The organism is Cysteiniphilum marinum, assembly GCF_014857925.1.
Classification (GTDB): Bacteria; Pseudomonadota; Gammaproteobacteria; order Francisellales; family Francisellaceae; genus Caedibacter; species Caedibacter marinus.
The window spans coordinates 132,449-156,056 of the sequence record NZ_JACYVZ010000003.1 but is presented as its reverse complement, the minus strand read 5'-3'; the positions used below and the strand labels follow the sequence as shown (position 1 = coordinate 156,056).

At 38.0% G+C, this 23,608-nt stretch carries 14 protein-coding genes; 4 read left to right on the top strand and 10 right to left on the bottom strand.

The genetic code is table 11. The features are described 5' to 3' along the window. Window positions 1–24: 24 nt before the first annotated feature. The 6 genes from rnhA to IE867_RS03170 form a co-directional block, all read right to left on the bottom strand. Complete coding sequence (gene rnhA / locus IE867_RS03195; RefSeq protein WP_203249627.1) at window positions 25–492, bottom strand: ribonuclease HI; 468 nt, start codon at window positions 490–492, stop codon at window positions 25–27. A gap of 209 nt (window positions 493–701) precedes the next feature. Continuing rightward, window positions 702–1,304, bottom strand: coding sequence for a class I SAM-dependent methyltransferase (locus IE867_RS03190; protein WP_192483333.1), 603 nt, complete (start codon window positions 1,302–1,304; stop codon window positions 702–704). Window positions 1,305–1,357: 53 nt separating this feature from the next. Then, entirely contained in the window at window positions 1,358–2,638 is a 1,281-nt protein-coding gene (gene aroA, locus IE867_RS03185) for a 3-phosphoshikimate 1-carboxyvinyltransferase (RefSeq protein WP_192483332.1), read from the bottom strand. Between the two features lie 83 nt (window positions 2,639–2,721). After that, a complete protein-coding gene (locus IE867_RS03180) occupies window positions 2,722–6,549 on the bottom strand; it encodes a hypothetical protein (protein ID WP_192483331.1) in 3,828 nt (1,275 codons plus the stop codon). Window positions 6,550–6,560: 11 nt separating this feature from the next. Continuing rightward, a complete protein-coding gene (locus IE867_RS03175; RefSeq protein ID WP_192483330.1) occupies window positions 6,561–10,196 on the bottom strand; it encodes a hypothetical protein in 3,636 nt (1,211 codons plus the stop codon). 11 nt (window positions 10,197–10,207) lie between these two features. Next, entirely contained in the window at window positions 10,208–11,146 is a 939-nt protein-coding gene (locus IE867_RS03170; RefSeq protein ID WP_192483329.1) for a hypothetical protein, read from the bottom strand. 226 nt (window positions 11,147–11,372) lie between these two features. On the opposite strand from IE867_RS03170, the gene IE867_RS03165 reads away from it, so the two are divergent. The 4 genes from IE867_RS03165 to IE867_RS03150 all read left to right on the top strand — a co-directional run bounded on the left by IE867_RS03165 (window position 11,373) and on the right by IE867_RS03150 (window position 20,143). Next, complete coding sequence (locus IE867_RS03165) at window positions 11,373–15,359, top strand: hypothetical protein (RefSeq protein ID WP_192483328.1); 3,987 nt, start codon at window positions 11,373–11,375, stop codon at window positions 15,357–15,359. A gap of 101 nt (window positions 15,360–15,460) precedes the next feature. Further along, window positions 15,461–15,970 (top strand): helix-turn-helix domain-containing protein, encoded by a 510-nt coding sequence (locus tag IE867_RS03160; RefSeq protein WP_192483327.1) that lies wholly within the window; start codon window positions 15,461–15,463, stop codon window positions 15,968–15,970. A gap of 354 nt (window positions 15,971–16,324) precedes the next feature. Then, window positions 16,325–18,958, top strand: coding sequence for a phosphoenolpyruvate carboxylase (gene ppc / locus IE867_RS03155; RefSeq protein WP_192483326.1), 2,634 nt, complete (start codon window positions 16,325–16,327; stop codon window positions 18,956–18,958). A gap of 99 nt (window positions 18,959–19,057) precedes the next feature. Beyond that, window positions 19,058–20,143, top strand: coding sequence for a carbohydrate kinase family protein (locus IE867_RS03150; protein ID WP_192483325.1), 1,086 nt, complete (start codon window positions 19,058–19,060; stop codon window positions 20,141–20,143). A gap of 10 nt (window positions 20,144–20,153) precedes the next feature. Here the strand turns inward: IE867_RS03150 and IE867_RS03145 are convergent, their stop codons facing one another. The 4 genes from IE867_RS03145 to IE867_RS03130 form a co-directional block, all read right to left on the bottom strand. Then, a complete protein-coding gene (locus tag IE867_RS03145; protein ID WP_192483324.1) occupies window positions 20,154–21,332 on the bottom strand; it encodes a type VI secretion system protein IglI family protein in 1,179 nt (392 codons plus the stop codon). A gap of 23 nt (window positions 21,333–21,355) precedes the next feature. Then, the gene (locus IE867_RS03140; RefSeq protein WP_192483323.1) at window positions 21,356–22,000 is read right to left on the bottom strand and encodes a DotU family type IV/VI secretion system protein; all 645 of its coding nucleotides are present in this window, start codon (window positions 21,998–22,000) and stop codon (window positions 21,356–21,358) included. A gap of 224 nt (window positions 22,001–22,224) precedes the next feature. After that, on the bottom strand, window positions 22,225–22,980 hold the full coding sequence (locus tag IE867_RS03135; RefSeq protein WP_192483322.1) for a sulfite exporter TauE/SafE family protein: 756 nt from the start codon (window positions 22,978–22,980) through the stop codon (window positions 22,225–22,227). A gap of 63 nt (window positions 22,981–23,043) precedes the next feature. Continuing rightward, entirely contained in the window at window positions 23,044–23,532 is a 489-nt protein-coding gene (locus IE867_RS03130; protein WP_192483321.1) for a hypothetical protein, read from the bottom strand. Window positions 23,533–23,608 lie beyond the last annotated feature (76 nt).

Here is a 23,608-nt window from a genome sequence, read left to right as displayed (position 1 = left end):
ATCTTCTTATTTTTAATAGATTTACTATTCACTATGCACGACCCCTTTATTAGCCAATTCATCAGCACGCTCATTTAATGGGTGACCATTATGCCCTTTAACCCAACACCATTTCACCTGATGTTTATAGCGCAATTGATCAAGCATTTGCCATAAGTCTTGATTTTTTACTGGTTGCTTATTTGCTGTTTTCCAACCACGTTGTATCCAACCATCAAGCCATTCATTGACACCTTGCTGCACATATTTGGAATCAGTGTAAAGTTCAACATCACAAGTTTCTTTCAATAACTGCAACGCCTTAATTGCTGCCAATAACTCCATGCGGTTATTGGTGGTATTATCTTCCCCACCATAAATCTCTTTAGTTTTGGCTTTGTATTGCAAAATTGCCCCCCAACCGCCGCGTCCAGGATTGCCCTTGCACGCGCCATCGGTATAAATGACAATCTTTTTCAATTTATTTACGTCGTTGTTTTTTTGAGTGTTCATCTATTTTATCTATTTTTTATTTTTCAGTTACCTAAAGCACTGTATTGTTACCAGTTCAACACCCTGCCTCGCAAGCTTAAGCACCCCTCTTACAAAGAGGGGAATGTAAAACCTTTGCCTAATTCCCCTCTTTGTAAGAGGGGTGGCAGCCGCAGGCTGACGGGGTGTTTTTAAATCATATTTTTTCTAAAATTTTCAACTCTAGTTGCTTATTTCTTCACTTTAAACGCTTTATTCATGCCAATGGCATATTTTCCGGGCAGCTTAACCATTTCCGTTGCCCCTGAGAACAATGGGCTTAGCGGAATAACCTGTTTGCTGAAGCTTGCAATATACTCACAAGAAAAGCTCTCAGGCAACAAACACGGCAACCATTTATTGAAGTCTCTGACATTAAACACATCATAATAATGACTTTCAATTTTATGTAAACCTTGGGATTTTATTTCTTTATTAACAAAGCGAAAAGGAATCGTTATATCCTGATTTTTTTTGTATTGCACCACAATCAAGCAACCATCATCACTGAGTACTCGAATGGCTTCCATTAAAATTTTATGTACATCATTAGAATTTAATAACACATTATCAAGCACAATCAGATCAAAGCTTTTGTTTGCAAATGGCCAATTGCCAGCATTAAAGCTTGCACCAAATAATTGTGCATCGTAAATAAAACCGCTTGCTGCATAATGATGCACTGCGGAAACTCGCTCAAAATAAGCTTTCTTAACTTTTCCTAGATAAAAAGCACGTCTGACGCTAAAGCGCGATAAAATCACCTCTAAATCCAATAGCTGCCTATCTTGCATCAATCGTCCTTTCTATCAAAAATAGCTGTAGTTTACCGTGATTTGCGCATGAACTAAATAATTTTCGCCATCCGTTCAAAGTAATCAGGGCATGTCTTGCTAACACACTCAGCACCATTGATAATGACACCTTCTTGCTTTAAACCAATCAGTGCCAATGACATTGCAATGCGATGATCATTATGCCCTTCGACAATAGCAGCTCTAAGCGATGATTCTGCAGGATAAATATGGATACTATCCTTAGTTGTTGTCACGTTAACACCTAAACGTGTTAAGCCCTCAGCCATGGCACTAACACGATCTGATTCCTGTAAACGCGTGTGTGCAAGCCCTGTGATATGTGTCTGCCCCCTAGCAAAGCACGCAATTGCGGCAACAGTCATGAATGTATCAGAGAAATTGCGCATATCTACTGTCACACCATGCAATACATCGCCACCGATCACGCGAACACCATCTTCTTCGGTGATCACTTGACAGCCCATTTTCTCAAGCACTTCTAAAAAACGAATATCCCCTTGCTTGGCATCGCGAGTTACGTGCTTAACTTTAACATCGCCTTGTGTGATTGCTGCCAACGCCCAAAAGTACGATGCGGTGGAAATATCTGGCTCAATTGCGTAATGTCGCGCTTGATAACTTTGATTGCCTTGTATCTTATAAAGATTATGTTCCACATCAACTACCACACCAAAGTCACGCATCATATCAACGGTCATTTGCACATAAGGTTGCGGATGATCTGTATCTGAATGAATGCTTAAGCCACCATCGATTAAAGGAGATGCAATTAACAAACCTGACAAAAACTGACTACTCTTAGCACCATCAATGCTTACATTAGTTGTTTGTTTTAAACCCTCTGCCAAAATAGTCATGGGCAATGATGATTGATTTTGCTCATAAGCTGCGCGCATACCCAAAGAGCTTAATACAGATAGCTGTTCAGCGATGGGACGCGCCATCATTCTGTCAGCAGCATAGATATAATACTCACCTGATTTTTGTGCCGCACACAATGGAATAATAAAACGTGTTAACGTCCCTGCTTCATTACAAAAAACGCGTGCGTCTTTGTTAGGGAAAGAACCATTAGCACCCTGAATAATAATGCACCCTGATGCCTCATCAAATTGATGTGAAACACCCAAAGCTTTTAATGCGCCCACACCTGCTAATACATCGTTACTTAACGGCAAGTTATCAATCACCGACTCACCCTTTGCCATTGCCGCAATAAGTAATACGCGATTGGATAAACTTTTTGAACCCGGTAATGATACCTCTGCTGATATTTGTTTTGTTGCCAATGGTAGCGATTGTTGAGTCATACGATGTAACTATCAAAAGAATATAACGATTAAACAAGTTTATATCCTCGCATTGAGTTGTCATTATAAATTTGGCATTCAAGCTATTTTTCTTTGACAATATTCTCAAGCTCATTCAAAAACGCAGATTTCTCAACAATCTCACTTTCTTCACCAATCTGTCGTCTGGCTTGGGTAATCAAGTTCTCTGATGTGATCACGCGTGATCTTGGTAATACATATTGAGACTGAATCACACCTTGTTCAGTTAGCTTGGTTTTTATTGTTTCTAGCTGGATATTTAAATCATATTTAGCCGTGTGCAATTGCTGATTATCCTCATACAATAATGCTACTTTTTGCATCAAAAGCTCACTTTCAAACATTGGCTCCTCATACATGCTAGCATCCGCAAACTCAGGATTTGTTTTAAAAATCTCATCGACAACAGTCAAATGTTGCTGTCTTTGCTTAAGCCTAAATTCAATATACTTTTGTGATTTTTGCACCAAATCAACGTTTTGCTCAGCTTCCGCAACCAAAGCATCAAAATTCTCTATCATCACGTCTTTAGGTAATGTTTGGATATAATTATCCAGTAGCTTTTGCACTTCCATTCTTACCTTGTTCTGCTTTGAAAGTTTATTGATCTCTGTAATGAAATCTTCTTGATAGAATAGCTCATCAACCATAGCCTCTGACAAATTCTGGTTTTGTAGAACTTGTATAAACTTGTCATCGGCTTTCAGGTTAATCTTATCCAGCTTATTTTGCGCCTCAAGCTTAGCTGAATTAATTTGCGGGTAGAGCTCTTCTGCATTTGCTCTTGATTTAAGCATTCCTTTTAACAATTCAGATTGCTTATTAATCGTCTGCTCATATATAGCAACCGTTTTTTTGAGCTCCATATAAGGTATTGTAAATAAATACACCCTCTCAAGCTCAATGGCATTATTTAACACCTCGTCAAACTGAATAATACGTTGCTCAAAATCGTTAACCGCAAAATCAGTCACTTCAGTAATGCTATTTTTCGCCCCCAAGCTCCCTTTGGGCTGCTTTGCTAATTCCGACAGTTTTGTCTTGATTCCCTCGGGATAATTAAGCGCGGTATTGAGCACATTTGCTTGATTAGTTTCTGTATACACGCCTGCCAATCCCCACCCATTCTCCATCGCAAAATTTTGATACATATTACTCAATTGCACCATTTTTTCTTGAACAGAGGCATCAGTCGCACTTTGTAATTGTGACAATGCAATCATTGCACGTTTACCTCCGTTGGCAAGCCCTATAATCTCCTCACTGACACTTGCCATTTGTGCTACTCGGGCATCTAACGCATCATGTTGATCAGAAATCACCTTAAAGCCTCTTGTTAATACCATGTTTCTGTTTTCTAGTACAAAATACCAACTCTGTTGTAATAGTTCCTCTTGCAAACTTTTTAATTTTTGATCAAATTTTTCTGCTGCTTTTAACACTAAGCCTAGCGTTTCTTGTGAACGCTCTATGCTTTGCTCATAATCATTGATTGCGCTTTTTAAGTTTTTTTCTGTTGCCTCAGGAAGATTGCTCGCCTCATTTAATACGCCCATGGTTTGCTGATAATTCTCTATTAAAGTGTTTACATCACTGCTTGTTAATTTGTTAGTCACATCAAAGCTTGTCCACAACTCCTCCACCTTGCGTTTCATTAATTTAATTCTTTCAAGCTCAGCTGGTATAACCTCTCGATTAAACAATCGTGTTTCTTCAATTTGATCCACTATAATACCGCCTACAACAGCAACGGCACCACCTGTGGCAACGACGAAGCCAACTATCTTGGCAAAGTTTTCAATATTACCTGGCAGCCTATTCATATCAACATTTTGTTTACTATCGCTTTTACCCGTATTTACCAAAGTATTACTTGCATCATTTAGCCTAAAGCTTTGCATTAACTGAGTAGTTGCTGCAGGATTACTCTGCAATGCACTTGATATATGCTTCAATGATTTATCAAGTACCACTCCTTGCACCTGTTGTGAGGATGAGGCAACAGGTTGAACAAATGTTTGCTCTTTAGTTATGCTTAACCCTACTTTTTTTGCTTGCCCTACTAAATAGTTATTTAGCATGATGTTAATAGGATCATTCAGTGCCGCTTGAACCGCTTTGTCACTGGCATATAGTAGCAAGCGCCCTTGATAAATGCGCGCAAACAAAGGAATCCCTTGAAGGGTATAGTTTGTATAGATTTTCTTTAGATCACTTGCTGCAATTTTTATTTTTTGGGCAGCACCACTATCATCATTTTGCGCGATTATTTCTGCAGCTATTCCCGTTGTATTAAATATTGGGCTAACGACTTTTTTATCAATCAGATAATCCAACAGTTGCGCTGAAATAATTTCATAGTGAGGTTGTAGCCCCCCTTTTGAACTAGCCTTTTTTGCATAGTCGTATTGACCACCACATACCTTATCGCTGATATACAAGTCTATTTGACTCTCACCCATATATTTTGCATCGTTTCGATTACTTAAAGCCAATCTATCTTTGGCAACACACAATTCATCTTTACCTTTATCAGGTGCATTTAAAAAAGCATTACTTCCTCCTTTTTCATAAGGATAAGGATATAAATAAAGGCTACGCGTGCCTTGGGAGAAAACATTAATATAACTTGAAAACACATCAAGACCTGAACTTAATAACATTCCAAGAACAAGCACGTAACTATTCTCAAAATCCACCGCACCGGCTAATAATGCCAAGCCACTGATCCAAACCATATTGGCTTTTTGATTTTGGAATAACTTATTGTCATATACAGGCACTGAAGTTAATGGCGTATATTTGATAGGTTTTGCGCTAGAGCGAATCATCGTTAAGTTTTGGCTATAACTTTTCTTATCTGCTAATGGTAATGCTTGTAGTTCACTTTGTTTTTTCAAAATATCAGCTGGGACTTCAGCATTACTATTAACCCACTGTTGATACACATCATCACTACACGGCACTGGAATTTCCACACCATTTTGCGGGGTGCTTGTGGTATAAGGAATCGCAAAACAAATCACACTCGTTGCAAACAGCTCTGAGTAGTATTTGACATTCGTCCACGTATCATTGCTTGAGTTCTCAGTATAAAGCGATAATAACGCGCCATTTACTGTCTTTGCTGGCGCCTTGTTATCATACCATGACAAACTCACCACATTGTTCTGAAAATTATTGTTATAGCCAGTTAAGGTATTCACTGCAGGGATAGATAACGATATTGCACTTGCTAAACTATGCATACTTTGCTCTGGAAAAAACTGCACCGTATTAATAAATGTCGTGGCTGAGTTACTACTGATATTGAGTTTAACGTCTTTGTTACTCATATTATGTAAATTAACATAAGTCTGATCTTGCGAATAGCTCGCTGCGGCTTGTGCTACAAAAGTTGTCTCTTCAATTTTTGGCACAATAAGTGGCGTTGACTTTGCCTGCTCTAGTGATACGTTCTTTTTCAGTGTCCGACCAGCCATATAATATAATAGGCACTCAGGCGTGATTTTCTTTAGATCATTTCTACTTTGAGTAACCAATACAGTAGGATAGGTGTAATATACCCCAACGATAGTTTGCGTAATCCCATCAAGTCCTCCGCCAAATTGCTGAGATATCACATTAGATAGTGAATCCTTAACCATTCCCCAAATACTTGAGAGTGATACTGATTCCGTCGCTTGTGGTATATAAGTTTGCTGGAAACTGGCTTTTATTGCCGGCAAACTATCCAAATTAGCATAGATCGCTTGCCACTCATTTTCACAGTATTCATATAACGCATTCGTATAACGGTTGTTCTTGTCATAGTCACCACTATTGACACTGAGCGCCATACATAATGACATGTATCCCAAACCAAAAAAAGCAATTAATAAACGCTTCATTTTATACTCTCTTAATAGTTCAACTTTTTCAGATCATTTAGTGAGCCCAATGATTCTAATGATTCTGAAACCTTTTCCAAGTTCATTGCCTTAGTTACCATTGGTTGTTGCTTCTGCGACGATATTTCTATCAGCATTTTTTCAAGATCTTGAATCGATGCCTTATTGTCAAACAGTGTCTTCAATGGCGCTTTTGATCCTATCGATGGTTTTTCTATAATTTCTCCTATTTTTCCTATTTCTTCTGATGATTGTGAGGCTTTACGAAGTTTTTTAAACTCTGTTGGCGATGATTGCTCAACAAGAGCAAATACAATATCATTCATACTTTGAGACAACACCATATCATATTTTGATTGTATTGATGAGATATCGAGTGCATTATAACCAGCTTCTTCAGCCAGTATTTTAATTGGGTTGTCTACATTTACATTAGAGAATGTATTCCTCAGGCTAATGTTAGAGGTTAATGTATTGGCCATAGCAAGATTAAACTTTTTGCTATAACCACCAACATACTCCACAACTTTCCTCTCCTGTAGCAAGCTGGTACGAGCCACTTCATCTAAATGGGTCTTTTGTGTGGAATTTAACACTATATTAATATTGAAATCGTTGACTGCTTTATTAAAATCCATTACGGCATTTTCATAAGCAGCATCAAACTCTGTGCGATTATTTTTATAAATCGAACTTTTTTGGATTTCTTTATAATATTGATCAATTTTATTTTTTGCTATTTTAAATTTTCGTTGTTTGGCTAGCAACTCTTGACCAAACGAACCATAATCTCGATTTCTCAAGTAGGAAGAAAAATCACTAACTAATTGCTTTTGCTGTGTGAGTGAAAACCCTGCCATATCACGAATTTTAGTTTTCATGTTGGTTTTAAAGTTATTCAAGGCGCTCTCTATAGACTGTTGATAAACTTTGCTAAAAGGTCCCTTATTTGCTTTTAGACTTGCCTGTAATTTAACTAAATCTTGTTGCTTCTGGGCAATAATTGCTGAGTTAAATTGATCACTTATTTGCTGAAGATCAGTGTAAGCCACCTTTCTTTGATTCCAAAAATCCGCAACTTTCTTCTGAGCACTGCCAAGTTTATCGCTCAATGCTTGATAAGCTGGCAATTCACCATATTTTTGCCCTATCTGTCCTAAATCAGCTTGATATTTATTTAATATTTTTTCGTATTTATCCAACGTCTTGCTGACATCTACTGGACTTGATTTGCCAGCGTACCTCTCTATTATTTTCTCGCCATCACTAGCAGCATTCGCTGCTTCATCTAATGAGTTTGTGTTAATCATCTTATTAACAATATCACCCAGTTTTTGTAGTTCTGCTTCATTTGGATACAGACCATCAAGACCCTCTTCCATAAGTTTGAGCTCTTTTGAGTACATTTGGTCATAAACTCTAAATCCCCTCTGCAACATTCGATATTTAACCACTTTAATCGCCAAATAAGTTACCGTACCAGTAAGCGCAGTTACTCCTGTGCCAAGTATAATTTTTAATGCCAGATTTTTTGTGGCGTTTGAATCGCTATCCGAATCAGTTGCGTTCGTCGATAATGTCATATTTACATTTGTCTGACCTTTATCAAAATACCCACCAATCAAAGTATCTAATGCTTTATTCGGTAATTGCGCATTAATATTGCGATAATACATCAGGTTATGACTTGCCATTTGCAAACTGTTACTACTATTATCTACTGGCTGAACAAAGCCATTGATATTATTAGGGTCATAACTAATATTACTCGCTGTAGTCGATAAAATCGAAGGCAATGTACTGTTTAATGGATCTTGAAATGCTGCTTGCACTGCCTCAGTTGCCGCATAAATGATAAGCTCCCCACTATAATATCTGGCAAATAATGGGATACCTCTCAAGGTATAATTAGTAATGATATTTTTAAGTATATTTTCTGGTAAGGTCACCCTAACGATCTTGTTTGAGCCATTGACTTTAACACTAATGCTGTTACTTATATCACCGTTAGGAAATAACGGCGACACCATTTTGTTAGCAATAAGATAGTCTAAAAACGCAGCTGAGATCGTTTTATATTGTGGTAAGGCAAATTCATCTAGTGCTTTACTATAATCATACTGCCCACCACAGCGCTGATCATCAATATATAGATCAATCACACTACTGCCCATATATTTACCACCAGATGCTGATAAATCATTAACTTGCTTTGCTATTTGCTTAGCTAATGCATTGTTTTGATAACTGGCTTGTGTGCCCAAAACCAGATAATCCTTAGCGACGCAAAGTTTATCTTTCCCCGCTTCTGGGTTATCTAAAAAATCAGTTTTCCCTGCATTATCATAAGGCATTTGGTAAAGTGAAACTTGTCTGTTTCCGCGATTAAGCATATTAATATAGTTAGAGCCAACATCTAGCGCGACATTCGCAATCTCATTTAATACTTCAAGAACCAACACAGGCATCTCAGTAAAGCCTGCACCAATAGCAATAGTATTAATCCAAATGGTATTTGCCGTTGCATTTTCAAACAGCTTAGGGTCAACCACGGGTGTTTTGATCAAAGAGACATAATTACCCGCCTCATCTACTTTAATCCCCGTTAAATCTTGCGTGTATTTTTCTTTGTTTTTAAGATCCAATGAGCGTATCTTGGCAAAACGATCTTTGATATTCTGCTGGGCAATATTACTCTTGCCCATGAGTGCATTGCCAAGATTTTTACCACAGTCCTTAGGTTTCACTGTTTTGCCTGAAGTTACATCATAGTTTGTTGCTATACACAAAGGAATGGCAACAATCATTGAAGATATATACTTCACATCCGTCAAGCTATCTTTACTTGGGTTCACATTAAACAGTGACAATAATGCACCTTGATTATAGCTTTTAGGATCTAGCACGTTATACCAATTCAATGCAATCAAGTTAGATGAAAAGTTATTGTTATAACCAATCATTGTATCTGAAGTTGGTGTGCCAATGGCTAAACTTGATGCTTGAACAGCCGTTGATTGCTCTGGAAAAAATTGCGGTCTATTCACCCCAGCAGAAGCATTATTACTATTGATATCTACTTTGATAAAACGCTCACTTTGATTGTGCAGGCGCACATAAAATTGATCTTGTGAATACTTAGCTGCCGCATTTTCATAAAACTTTGCCTCATTGATAGGGAATACTTTCTCATAATCACGCAAAGTAGGGTCTTCTTTCAATGAGGTTAATGTATACGTTGACGTAGTGCGTCTGCCAGCAATATAGTAATAAATACACTCAGGCGTAATCTTCTGCATATCTTTTTTGCTGTTCAACACCAAATATGTTGGATAGATGTAGTCAAGACCTACCGCCGCTGATAGCCCCAAAGTCATATGATCTTGCAAAGATTGCCCTACATCTCCTAGAATTCCTAGCACACTTAGATCGGTTGTATAATACTGCTTGAAAAAACTCTGCTTGATGCTTTTAAGGGATTCAAATTGGGGAGACTTATCCTGCCATTGCTGTTCACAAAAAGCATATAATGCATTGGTGTAGTCATTATTTTTATCATAACTATAGGCATCAATATCAAGAGCGTGTCCTTGCTGCATTACAAACAACAACGCGCCTAAACAGTAACTTACTCTTAGTAATTTCATTTGAGTCTCCTTTACATTCCCATACCACCTCTAAAGCGCTGATTATTAGGCTGTTGATAGCCTTGTGTCTTTGTTTGGGTTTGGTAATATTCTCTAGGCACTTTTTGTTGTTGTAAAAATTGCTGTATCTGTTGAGGTGTGCTTTTTTTTAGCTCAGCTTCTACAAGGTTTACTTGTTTAGTTAAACAATTCTGATACGCCTGCACATCATCATTTGAGTTAAGTCCCACTGATAAATCGACTCGACAATTCTTTAAAATGGCTGACAGAAAATTCGATTTATAACTATCTGCATAAGCCTGTAGCAAGCGTTCACTATTTTGCTGCCAATAGCTTAATTTAAGCAACCCTGATAATTGTCTTGCCGCACTCTCCATAGTCGATGGTAAAATCTTCTTAGCACTGATTTGATACTTTTTGTTTAACTTGGCTAATACACTATCTAGCAGCGTCAAAGCAGTGACAACAGTAATGCTATCGTGAATCAACTGCGGATTCTGTGTAAGCTTGGTTGTCCAAGCTCCCGTTGATGTATTTCGTGTTGCCCATGGTACATAAGCTGAAGGTGAGTTTCCTGCTTCTTTCTTGGTACCATAGGTTACCGCCTTACCTTTCACGCCATATATTTTTGAATAATCCGTCACATAACTATCAGCAACGTAGGGTTTATTAGCACTCGCAATCACTTGTCTAATACGCTCTTTAATAAAATTGGCATTATCAACATCAACGCCGGATGGTGCGGTTACATTAGCACTCGTATCAACTTTTGGTTGAGTGTTTGTCGCTGCTGTTACACTTGACGTATTTGCAGCATCTGTTGCTATTAATGAGCTTCCTGACGTATGCACTTCTTTACCGGCATTACTATCTTCAATTTGCTCTTGAGTCATACTCGCTAATGTCATTAATGGAAACATTAATAAGTAGGTGGTTATATGTTTATACATAGCAGTTCATCCTTAATGCTTTAACCAAAACAAAAACATTCAATGCATCAAGTAAAGTTCACCAATCTTAAATTGTCCACATATCAATCATTTTTAACAATCTTTAGCAAAGAAATTGCTATGGGCTATACTCTTTTTATATGCAAAAAATCAAGGTTTGTAATTTTTGAATTTGTAACTTGAATGCGCCAAGTAATGATGGCTAGATATCTGAAGGAATAACAAAATGCATCATATTATAAAGCAAACAACTCAATTATTTAAAGTACTAATACTAAGCCTTGTGCTTTCACATGCTGCATTTGCAATAACCCTAGATGCCTATAGTTATGATGAAAAAGATGATTATAGCAATACACTATATGACTACTGTGAAAGCGAATGGCAGAAAAACTATAAAAAATTCAAAGCATACCCTGACATTATTAAAGGATTTCAACAAACCTACAATCCAAACCAAGCAGATAAAGTCACCCTTAAGTCCAGTCTAAATGTTGCTTGGGAAGCAGTAAAAGACACACCAAAACTTTTTTTTGGTGATGTTACAGGCGCGGTTGAAAGTGTAGCTGGTGTTAATTATATTTACCCAACTTATTTGGTGATACAGAATCCAGAAGACCTTACTCAGGTAACCGCTGAGTGCGTTGGATATTATGTTGCCGGACGCTATAGAAACATGAACTTCTCGCTTGATCAAATGCAAGACGCTCCAATGATTCTACCCAAAATTGAGGAGACGGCTTTTAGCAAAAATGCTGCGGCACCCTACGCCCAAGATGCCTTTTCATTGACACTTCACAATCAATCACAACAACTTATTGATGTCATTGCAAACAGTAATTCAGTCACTGCTTCATTACATCCACAGCCTTATTTCCCCATCACACCAAACCACATGCAACTGCAAGGCTTCTCTTTATCTGTCCCACAAATGGATACCTTAACTGGCTATAATAGTGCCTTTCAAAACAACCTGATTACCATCAGCTGGTTTAATCCACTGAATCCTAAACAAAATGCCAATGGTGCTATTTTATCGCTCTTTACTGGCGCACCGGTTTCATCCACTTGGGCAAAAATCAAAGGAAAATTCGCCGCAGCTGGCATTGTCACTTTATGTGGTTCCTTAAGCGTCCTAGGTGGTCAAGGCGGTGATACACTACGCCAAATGACCCAATGCGGTTATGATGCTATGCAGGATTTAGAGAATTTATCAAATGAAGTCAAAAAAAGTATTCGTGATGCTCAAAGTAATTTTAAAAGCTATGATTTAAGTAAACGCAGTACATTCTCCAGTGACTTAAGCTTTGTGAACAAACCACAACAAAAACCACTTTTTATTGCTGATATCCCCGTTGCTGACCCTAACTTGAGCACTAACGCATCCGCCAATGAACGTTGGTTAAAAATAGCACTTATTTTAACCGCTGCGATTGACTTTGATAACGCGCCAATCATGGTCCTTTTTATACTCGCAGGACAAGGTCTAGATGTAGCAGCCACCTACATCAACTATCTAACTCAAGGTGTTCGCCAAATTGGTCTATATCCATACCCATTTGATAACAAAGGGAGCACCGCATTCTTAGATACGCCAAGTGATGCCAAAGATTCACTATGCATTGGCAACGACCAACTTGTGCTTAGCAATGATGGTGTCAAGAACTATCTTGGCAGTAGCACCCTAGATCTTTATATCGATACGATAAATTGTGGTGGTCAATATGATTATACTAAACAAGCTACCACCACAACCCCAAACTTTAATCTCACATCACAAAACCTTCTTGATTATATGATAAGTCAGAAAATCGTTATTGCCATTACCCAGACTGATATCGCACAAGCTAAAGTGACTGCGATAGTTAACAATACACAAAACACCAAAACTCTAGAGATTAATAGCTTAACCGCTAAGGATATTTACAGTCAGTATTTCTCTCGCGGCATTCCATTATTTGCACGCTACTATAATAACCAACTATATATTTACGCCGCTAAAGAAGCCGTTAACAACTCATTATTAGACCCGATTAATGCGATCGTTAATACAACTTTACAAACGACATCTATTGATCCTAGCATTACCCCTAAAAACAACAATCAATTCGTATTACCATTTAGTGATGCCAGCCAAACTTATCAAAATATATTACTAACCCAAATCTATTATCCAAACCTAAGCACACTGCCATTATCACAGTCATTAACTAACAAAATGAGTACATTTTTTTATAACAGTCAGGTAGATAACCAACTACAACAACTCGCAACAAACATTACCAATAACACCATTAACAGCAACCCTGTATCTGCTGCCGACATCACCACATTAAAAGATGAAAAGGTCGCCGAACAAGTCGGTCAACTTGGCGGCATTGTTGGCTTAAGCTTACGTGTAGTCAAAAAATATCGCTTACTAAAAAGCTTTGAAGACGAAACTAAATGGCAGTCAAACTTGTTAGACGAAGTCAACACAACAACGAACAACCTATACCAAAATGATACACTTAAACTCCTTAGCAGCACCAACGAAAGCAATTTTCAAGATGCCTCAACTGCATATATCAACAACTATCTGCTGTTCTTACAGGAAAGCAATACCGTACTAAGTGATGCAAAACTTCAAAATGCCTCCACAAAACAGGTAGCTGCTGCTTTAAATGATCAGCTCTCACAGCTAGAAAAATCTAGCAAGTTAGGTGATATAAATAACCCTAGCATTCGTAAAAATATAAGCCAGCTTCAAAAACAACAAAAGCAATTAATGCAGGCAAAGTTACGTTTAATAGATGAATATAAGAGCCTAGATAATCTGAAAATTTATCAAGAAGTAAATAATCGCCTAACAAATAAAATCGCTGAATTATCGCAAGCAAATATTGCCCAAAGTGCCCCGCTAAAAATTGATGGTTATCGTGCCAAATTACAACAAATTTTAAATGATGCACAAATGCCTAACAACCTAGCAAGTGACGAAGAAACCTTAGCACGACTTGTTAATAATTGGCAAGCCAGTAGCGCTCAACTTTTAGGCGAGTTGACAACCTATCAGACAAACGTCAATCAATCTGCATCAGGCAATGCCTCAAGCCAAGACCTAGCATCTGTTAATAATCAAATCATTAACGATTTAAGCTTGCAAAACAAAGCCTATGCCATTAATCCACAAGAGAGTATTACTGATTCAAGTATGTTTGTGATTAACAATATGAATTATGATGAAATCCTCAAAGAGCTAAATACATTGGAAAGCAAGTCTATTGCCGGCGCCCATGAAAAGTTTCTTATCAACAAATACATTCAGACACAAAATACAGCAAGTGCTGAGTTTGAAGTGCTTGCCCTACGCAAGCAACAATTGCTCCAACAATCTACCAAAATGAATGTCAAAGAGGCAAAAGTATGGGCAACTATCATCAATAATGAATATGATAATGCACTTAGAAAAATACAGCAGCAATTATTTAAATTTGATAGCTCACTCTCTGCAAACTTTCCACCTAAAGATTTCAGTATAGCAACACTCGATGAAATGTTGTTATCTCAAACATTTATTGAATCACTAGACAATAGCTATCGCATTATGACTGCGACTAAAATGCCAAATAATTATGAGTTTCTAGACCAGCTCTTTAGGACCCTTTCCGAGCATACCAAGTACATGCAGCTAACACTTGATAATGCCCCTAAAAGAGTCGTATACGCGCCAAAAACTGTTGATTTTGCAAAAGTACAATACGATTACATTAACTTTAAAGCGCAAATGCTACAGCAAAAAATTACTGCCGCTGAAAAGCAGTATGACCTATTAAAAGGTAACACCGGAGAAATCATCAACAAACCACTGATAACAGAAGCCGAAGAAATGCTATTGCGGCAGATCAATAAAGCAAAATTCAATCTCAATCTTTTGCAACAGCAAAACTTTAGTGAGAAACAAATTCCACCTGAGCTTTCTCGCTTGGAAAGCATGGTCTATAACAATGAAAAATTCACACAACTTCCAGATCGCAAAAATACCATCATACTCACCGCACTATCTGAATCTGATTTCTATGAAAAGGCTGATATTTATGCACAAGCTGTCAATGAACTCAAAAACGATAGCGTCCTATCATCACGCAAAAGCTCATTACAATCATTATCAGATGCTGATGAACTTCTCCAAAGTTTCACGAGTATCGAAGAAATTATCACTGACATTAAATAATATCTATCAGCACCAATCTAAGTAGTGCTGCATACACTAAATAAACAAAGACAAAATGTAGTATAATATATTCTTATAAATAACTGACTATTAAAACAACAATGGCAAAGGCTAAACAAGCAATTCTTCTGACCGAAAAACAAAGACGTATTCTGTCAAAACTGCATACATCAAATACGGGACAATATCGCTATAAACTAAGAGCCAAGATTATTCTTGACAGCGCAGATCATAGACGGACAAAAGATACACTTGCTGAGTTGAATATAGTAGCTAGCACGGTATGCAAATGGCGTGATCGTTGGAATAATGCATCAGAAAGACTTGCATGCCTTGAACGAGAAGAAATAAAAGGTATTGAGTATGAACGAGCTATATGCGAAATACTTGATGATCTACCTAGAGAAGGAACACCCGCAAAGTTTAGCGCAGAGCAGATTTGTAAAATTATAAGCGTTGCTTGCGAAGCACCAGAAAAATCAGGGCTTCCTTTAAGTCATTGGAGTTTACCAAGTTTGGCTTCAGAGCTAGTTAAACGGCAAATAGTGGACAGCATTTCAACTTCCCAATTACATGTTTTTTTAAAATCAGGCAGATATAAAGCCCCATAAGGTAAAACAGTGGCTTACCTATCCAAGAGTTACGAACTTTTGCTATTTCAACACCCCGCCTCACACGCTCGATCCAATCTGTGCCCAGTCAACTCCACACCAAAATAATAATCTAAAGACATGACTAAAGACTATATCATTAGTTTTTTATTTTTAAAATCATATCCTCCTCAGATAACTCGACATTTAAATTGTTGTCATTCACTTTTTAGCTTATAATCCAAACAACAAAACCATAGCGGAGCATCAAATGGACGTGTAGCCTGATTATTATCGGAATTTTGATGCCAATTTTTTTGAAATTTATGCATATCGGATAGTGTAAATACAAGTTGTGCAACACAAGGAGGATATATGCCAACAACAAGCATAAAAGAAGCACCCTATGCGAAAACGGTCAAAAATGATATTGAACTATTAGGCAATATTTTAGGAAAAGTCATCGAATGCCAAACTGGCGAAGCTGGCTTGGCGATTGTTGAGAAGATCCGCCAAAGTGCGATTCATATTCAAACTGGTCAAGATAGCTCTTTTAAGTATCTATACCACTATATTCAAAGTCTTGATGCCAAACAAAGCATTATTGTTGCACGTGCCTTTGGTCACTTTCTTAATCTGGTTAATATTGTCGAAAACGTCCATAGCATCGATATTGAAACACCGACAAACAGCTTAAATGAAATCATCACTAACGCCACCCACGCTGGCGTAAATTCCACTAAAATTGAAGACATTATCCAACAGCTATCAATCACTTTAGTGTTAACAGCACATCCAACGGAGGTCAAACGCCGCACTAATGTGCAAAAATATAACCAAATCAGTGAGTTGATCAAATGGCGTAAAGAAGCCAAAACGACGTATGACAAAGTCGATATTGATCGTAAATTACATGTTATTATCAGCAATCTATGGCTTACGGATGAGATTCGTCGCAAGCGGCCAACACCGATTGAGGAAGCCAAATGGGGCTGTGCGGTGGTGGAGGAGGCTTTTTGGCATAGTGTTCCTCAGTATTTTCGCCGGATTAATTGTGCACTTTTGGATAGTGGTCTCACACCTCTTACCCTTAATCAAACACCGCTTAAGTTTGGCAGCTGGATGGGTGGTGATCGCGATGGCAATCCGTACGTCACTGCCAATATCACCGAACAGGTTGTTATGCTCTATCGCTGGCGAGCAATGACCTTGATTTTAAATGACGTTACCGAACTGATTCAAGAGCTGTCGATCAATGCCTGTAATCATGAAATTAGCACATTGACAAACAATGGACATGAACCCTATCGCGTACTATTAAGGCAATTACGAGATCGTCTTAGCTATACTATTGACTGGTATCAACAACGTATTATCAAAAAGCGCTTTCGTTTAGAAAGTGTGTGTATTCAAAGTGTTGAAGAAGTGCTAGACCCACTTTATCTTATCTATAACAGCTTAATTCAAAACAATGCCACGGCAATTGCACAAGACACCCTTCAAGATTTAATACGCAAGATTCACACCTTTGGCTTACATCTTGTGAAACTGGATATCCGTCAGGAATCCTCACGTCACAGTGAGGTGATCGCACGCATTTATCAATACCTTGAGTTAGGAGATTATTGGCAATTAAATGAGTCACAAAAAATCACATGGTTAATCAAAGAGCTGCAAAGTAAGCGCTCATTGTTTGATGATGATTGTCCCTTTAATGACGATGAACAAGAATTAATTGACACTTTCCAAACCATTGCCAAATTGCCACGTGATCAATTTGGTTCCTATGTTATCTCAATGGCATCGCAACCTTCTGATGTTTTAAGTGTTCTTTTGTTGCAAAAATCCTGCCACATTAAAGGATACTTACCAGTTGTGCCATTATTTGAGACATTAGACGACTTAAAGGGAAGTACTGAAACCCTATCACAGTTATTTCAACTTAACTGGTACAAAGAACACACCAAAGGCAATCAAAAAGTGATGATTGGCTATTCAGATTCTGCCAAAGACGCCGGTAAACTTGCCGCAAGCTGGCAGCTTTATAAGGCCCAACAACAAATGCTTGAAGTGGGTAAAGCGCATGATATCAAAATGTGCTTTTTCCATGGCCGCGGTGGCTCGGTTGGTCGCGGTGGCGGACCTATTCAATCTGCGCTATTATCACTACCACCTCATACGGTCAATGGCTGGATCAAGGTCACAGAGCAAGGCGAGGTCATTCATAAAAAATTTGGCTCCAAAGAAAATGCCTTAGAGAACTTCATTCTATATACCAACTCTGTTTTAGCTGCCACGTTGACACCTCCGATAGAAGCAAATGACAACTGGCAAACAGTAATGGATCAAATGAGCAACCACTCAGCCTCAGACTATCGCCACGTCGTGCATGATGAGGCATTTATGGCGTATTTCACACAGGCAACACCTGCTAGCGCGCTTGGTAAACTATGTATTGGTAGCCGCCCTGCTAAGCGCAAACCATCAGCACGTTTAGAAAGCTTAAGAGCAATTCCTTATATCTTTGCTTGGACACAAACTCGATTGATTTTACCTAGCTGGCTTGGGATGGAGTCAGCCTTACAATCAGCATTAGCTACAGATAAAGCATTGATCAAAGAGATGTTAAAGCACTGGCCATTTTTCAAAAACCTGATTGATCTTTTAGATATGACACTATTAAAAACTTCACCCGAAATTGCTCAGTTTTATGATGATGAGCTCTCTTTAAATTTACAGAATTATGGTCAAGATCTGCGTTTGCGACTTAAGAGCATGATCAAGGTTAATAGCATGCTACATACACTAACCGATGATGGTCATGCCGCATCCAAATACTCAGCCATTCACTATCGTACACCGTATATTGATCCATTGAATTTATTACAGGCATCGACTTTACACAAACTAGCAAAAGGTAATCTAAGCACTGAAGAAGAAACTATCTATGAAGATGTGCTGATGCTATCGATTTCCGGCATTGCTGCTGGCATGAAAAACACGGGCTAATCTGAATTATACCTATTTCAACGCCATTGCATTCATGACACCTGCTAAAAATTAAGGCACAATATCCATCATTAATGTTTTACTGGAGTAAGCCCACATATGAAAGCTTTGACCATCGGTGGTGCAACACTAGATACAATTATCGAATACGAACAAATGGAAACCATGGAAATCCAAAAGCCGCACACTAAGCAGTCCTATTTGTTACTTGAGGAAGGTGCCAAAATCGAGGTCACTGATCAGAAATGCTTTAGTGGAGGTGGTGCGACCAATGCCGCTGTTTCCTTGCAAAAACTTGGATTTAACGTGCGTTTTTTTGGTAAAGTAGGTAAAGATAATATTGGTAAATCACTCTTGGAAGAGCTGAAATCGCAAGGCGTTGATACCTCGATTGTGCGCTACTCTAATCACTATGGTACGGCGACTTCTTATGTTGTACCATCGCTTAAAGGTGATCGTACGATCTTTGCTTATCGCGGAGCTAATCGCGATTTATTAACCGAAGACTTACCGGTTGCGTCAATTGAAGAAGCTGATTTTGTTTATGTCACATCCCTTAGTAAAGCTTCAGCCGCACAGCTGCCACAAATTGTCAAATTGGCTAAAGTGTGCAATACCAAAGTTGCCATTAATCCTGGTTATAGCCAACTTGAAGTCGGTAGTAGCTTTATTTTAGAAGCATTAAGCGGCATTGATATCTTGATCATGAATTATCAAGAAGCGCAAAAGCTCATGAGCTCTTTATTAAGCTGCGAAGATAACCCAACAGATGAAGCAGCAGTGGATCATAATCAGAATCTATTGCAAGCACAGCCTGTTTATCAAGATAGTTTTTTCTCATTAAAAGCCTTCTTTCAAAAAGCCTTGAACCTAGGACCACGCATCGTTGTCGTTACCGATGGCAGCGAAGGGGTTTATGTCGCGACCGAGAAGAAAATGTACTTTCATCCGGCACTTAAGATTGATAATGTTGTTAATACACTAGGGGCAGGAGACGCTTTTGGCTCAAGCTTTTGTGGTGCGATATATGCTGGTGAGAATGTGCGTACTGCCATTTGCTATGGTCTGATTAATAGCGCTTCGGTGATTCAATACCACGATGCCAAAACAGGACTTTTAGATAAAGAAACCATTGCAACTAAAATTGCCGATGTCCCTGATACCTTAAGCATTGTTGAGTGGTAAGCTTTCTTGTCTATTCTTTCGATAGACCTACCTGATCCCAAACGCCTTCAATCTCCTCTAATAAATGATCAATTTCATTATCGTCAATGAGTGATTCTTCTTTATCATCGACAATGTCTTCTTTAAAGCGAATATCTTCACTTTCTGATAACACACTGACATCTTCCATCAACTTACGCTCTTCATTTTGCATAGGCTCGACATAGTCGCCTTGGTGAAACTGCTCATCATGATAGTTATTCTCTGCCATATTAGGTAAATCACGTAAAAAACGCATTGGATCACTCTGATAGAGTTTCTTGGCAATATGCCATTCCAATGAATTAGAGTTCTGCTCAATATGCTTATAAATCGTTCGTGCATTGGGTGCTAGATTTTTATATAGCGGAAAAAAGAGCCCTGGAAAATAATCTTTTGGATCAAAATGTGTCAGCTCTTTTTGCATATCTTCATAAACGATTGCTGCCTCAAAAAAACGTTTAGCCTTGATCATGCTTTGTAAAATCAATACTTTTTTGACGAATTTATACCATTTGACTGAAGCAAACTCATCAATATAGCGTTTTTTAGCTTCCTTTTGTGACGCTTGTTTTATCACAGTTTCACTTGCCTCATCAACACCAGTCGTTAAAGATTCATTTTGCTGCTCTTTATCAAGTAGACGCTTAATGGCAAGCTTAAGCTCTTTGATCGTTTTATTGGTTGTTAATATCGACTTACGTGAATCTAATTTCAATTGTATTGAAGTTAGGCTTTGCACAGTATCTAATAATAATTCATAAGACTCAACCAACGCATCAACATCAAAGACCTCAACCTGCTTGATTTCAGCGGTTATTTTCATATCCAGCATTTGCACAAAGATATCAATACCACTAAGTAAAGTGGTATCAAAACGCTCTAAGGGAGATAAACGTCCCGATAGTATATTTAATTGCTCATCATAAGCCTTAATATTTGTGTTAATATCTGCCAAAGATTTTGCGCTCAAAAACAAATCCGCAGCATACCCCATAAAAAGAATATAGACATCTATGCTTTTGGTTTCTTCAACATATTGGCTGATTGCCTCGATAACCGCTTCGTACTTTCCTTCTTGATATTGATGCACAATGCCACTCATCAACATTGGATTTAAGCGTTTAAGTTGCACAATATCTTCAACGCTGCTTAAGAATGCTAACTGCATGTCACTCCTCCTTGTTATGCTTATTACGCAAAAAAGTAAATACCAAGCGGCACCAAAATACATATCGCAACAACACCCCAGACGAGATTTTGCGCTTTACGACTATTGGGCATCTGTTGACGTGACGTTGTTGTGGCAACAACCTCTTCGTTTATATTGGTATTTTGATTAAAGTCCTTTAATATCGATTTGACACGTGAAATATACTGGTGGCGCTCAGCATGATTTGGGTTGTGATAATACTTCCCTAAAAAGTCATCTTGCAATACCATAAGAAGGACTTCATAGCTGATTTTAGGATATATTTTATTTGATAGCACCTCATCTAGCACATCAAAAACAAACTCACCACCATCTGTGCGCCCATAAAACTCAGCCTGTAAGGTATCCCAATGACAGAGCAACTCACGCTCGGTAATCAATAACATAAATTTCTCATCGACATTAGCAATAATTGGAAAAAGGATAAATTCAGCAATTTTACTACTATAGTCGGTGTTAAGCTGATTTTGCATCGCTAATAATTGCGCCCGAGTTTTCTCACGAAACTTAAGAACCTCTTGATCACTCGTTTTACCCGCATTATTAAACATGAGCGTTTTTTTAAAATTACTTGCTGAATAGACTAAATCGCTTAACTGCGATAATAATTGAAGTTCACTTTGCATTGTTTCAACCTTCCTTTACCTTTTTATTAGCACGTTTACCTCATCGATTAAATCAGATAAGACCTATCGTACTGATTCCTTTTCACAGCTTAGCCTTCGCTGATTTGTAATAAAATCATTCGATCAGTTATCGCTATCTATACAGCAAGATACTACCATAGCAAACAAATATGTCTAGCCACTAAGAAGCAAAACATTTAGATTTAGATTTAGATTTATATTGATTAAAAGAATAACAACTTAATCATCAGTCCCAAAAGCACCAGCATAACAATCTTCTTAAGCCACTTAATATTCGCCTTAAGCACAAATTGCGCACCCAACAAATAGCCCATCATCGCCGCAGGCAAAGCGATCATCACGATGTACCAGTCAATATTTCCAGTCCATAAAAAGTAAATCAAAGCACCAAAGTTCGCCGATAAATTAACAATTTTGGCATTAGTCACTGATTCTTTGGCGGACATCGACAAAATATACATAAAGCCTAAGAACAAAAAGGTTCCAGTACCCGGACCAAAAAAACCATCATAGGCGCCAACAATAAAACATATCAAACCCAAATACAGATAAAATTTTGGTGTCAATGTGTAGTTACTTTCCGATCGGTAGTTTTTAAATGCACCAATGATTAAAATCGTCGGAATAATGATAAGTAACAAGGTTGTCATCAGTTGATAACTCACCAGATAACTAATCAGTTTGGCACCCAATAAAGAACCGATAAATGCCAATATAATACCTAGGATAATCGTACGCCAATAAACCTTTACCGAACACAACAAACGGATAACGGCCGAAAGTGTGCCCACCGACATCACCATCTTATTGGTACCCAACACTAAATGCGGTGGCACGCCAACACTTAAATACGTTGGGATGGTAATCATCCCACCACCTCCGGCAATACAATCAACAAAACCTGCAAAAAAAATCATTGCAAAAACAAAAGCACCAGATAAAAATGAGATGTGCTCCATACTAATCACTTCATACCAACCAACCGTTAGAAACTATAATGTACTGGTTATTTGAAAGAGTTACTAACTATTTTTGTGGTTAACTGGGAAAAATCCTTGTGTATAAATTTTTTGAACTTCTTGCGCGCTTAAAAATGATTGTAATAACATCACAAGCTTGTCAAATTCCTCAGAGATTTTAGCATAGGTTTTCTGATAAGAGGATTTCAGTATTCGATAATAATAAGCAAGCTCTAGACTGGCTGTTTTACCAATATCACTAAAATAAGATGGTGACAGACCTAACTTTTGCGCACGCTTTGGGTACCAACCAGCATAGATTAAAGAGCAATCAAGCACTTTTTCAAGCTCATCGGTATTTTTATGCGAGATACCAGTTAATAGACTTTGTGCAAAGATCATATCTTTAAGCTCAGCATATTTGACATTTCTTAATAAAGCATAAACCACAAACGCCTCAATCTCGACATCAAGCTCAATGCCAACGACTTTTTGTGCCTCACCGATCAGATCATAAAATGATTCAATCATTGTGTTTGCAATTACCACCATAAGCTTTCCTCATTGCATCATCCTATAGCAAGTATAGTTGACTTTTTAGGCTAAGATAAAAAATAAAGAATAAGTT

What these genes read in the sequence shown, in the direction of transcription:
- rnhA (WP_203249627.1), bottom strand. Translation starts at nt 492, where the DNA reads ATGAACACTCAAAAAAACAACGACGTAAATAAATTGAAAAAGATTGTC.
- IE867_RS03190 (WP_192483333.1), bottom strand. Translation starts at nt 1,304, where the DNA reads ATGCAAGATAGGCAGCTATTGGATTTAGAGGTGATTTTATCGCGCTTT.
- aroA (WP_192483332.1), bottom strand. Translation starts at nt 2,638, where the DNA reads ATGACTCAACAATCGCTACCATTGGCAACAAAACAAATATCAGCAGAG.
- IE867_RS03180 (WP_192483331.1), bottom strand. Translation starts at nt 6,549, where the DNA reads ATGAAGCGTTTATTAATTGCTTTTTTTGGTTTGGGATACATGTCATTA.
- IE867_RS03175 (WP_192483330.1), bottom strand. Translation starts at nt 10,196, where the DNA reads ATGAAATTACTAAGAGTAAGTTACTGTTTAGGCGCGTTGTTGTTTGTA.
- IE867_RS03170 (WP_192483329.1), bottom strand. Translation starts at nt 11,146, where the DNA reads ATGTATAAACATATAACCACCTACTTATTAATGTTTCCATTAATGACA.
- IE867_RS03165 (WP_192483328.1), top strand. Translation starts at nt 11,373, where the DNA reads ATGCATCATATTATAAAGCAAACAACTCAATTATTTAAAGTACTAATA.
- IE867_RS03160 (WP_192483327.1), top strand. Translation starts at nt 15,461, where the DNA reads ATGGCAAAGGCTAAACAAGCAATTCTTCTGACCGAAAAACAAAGACGT.
- ppc (WP_192483326.1), top strand. Translation starts at nt 16,325, where the DNA reads ATGCCAACAACAAGCATAAAAGAAGCACCCTATGCGAAAACGGTCAAA.
- IE867_RS03150 (WP_192483325.1), top strand. Translation starts at nt 19,058, where the DNA reads ATGAAAGCTTTGACCATCGGTGGTGCAACACTAGATACAATTATCGAA.
- IE867_RS03145 (WP_192483324.1), bottom strand. Translation starts at nt 21,332, where the DNA reads ATGCAGTTAGCATTCTTAAGCAGCGTTGAAGATATTGTGCAACTTAAA.
- IE867_RS03140 (WP_192483323.1), bottom strand. Translation starts at nt 22,000, where the DNA reads ATGCAAAGTGAACTTCAATTATTATCGCAGTTAAGCGATTTAGTCTAT.
- IE867_RS03135 (WP_192483322.1), bottom strand. Translation starts at nt 22,980, where the DNA reads ATGGAGCACATCTCATTTTTATCTGGTGCTTTTGTTTTTGCAATGATT.
- IE867_RS03130 (WP_192483321.1), bottom strand. Translation starts at nt 23,532, where the DNA reads ATGGTGGTAATTGCAAACACAATGATTGAATCATTTTATGATCTGATC.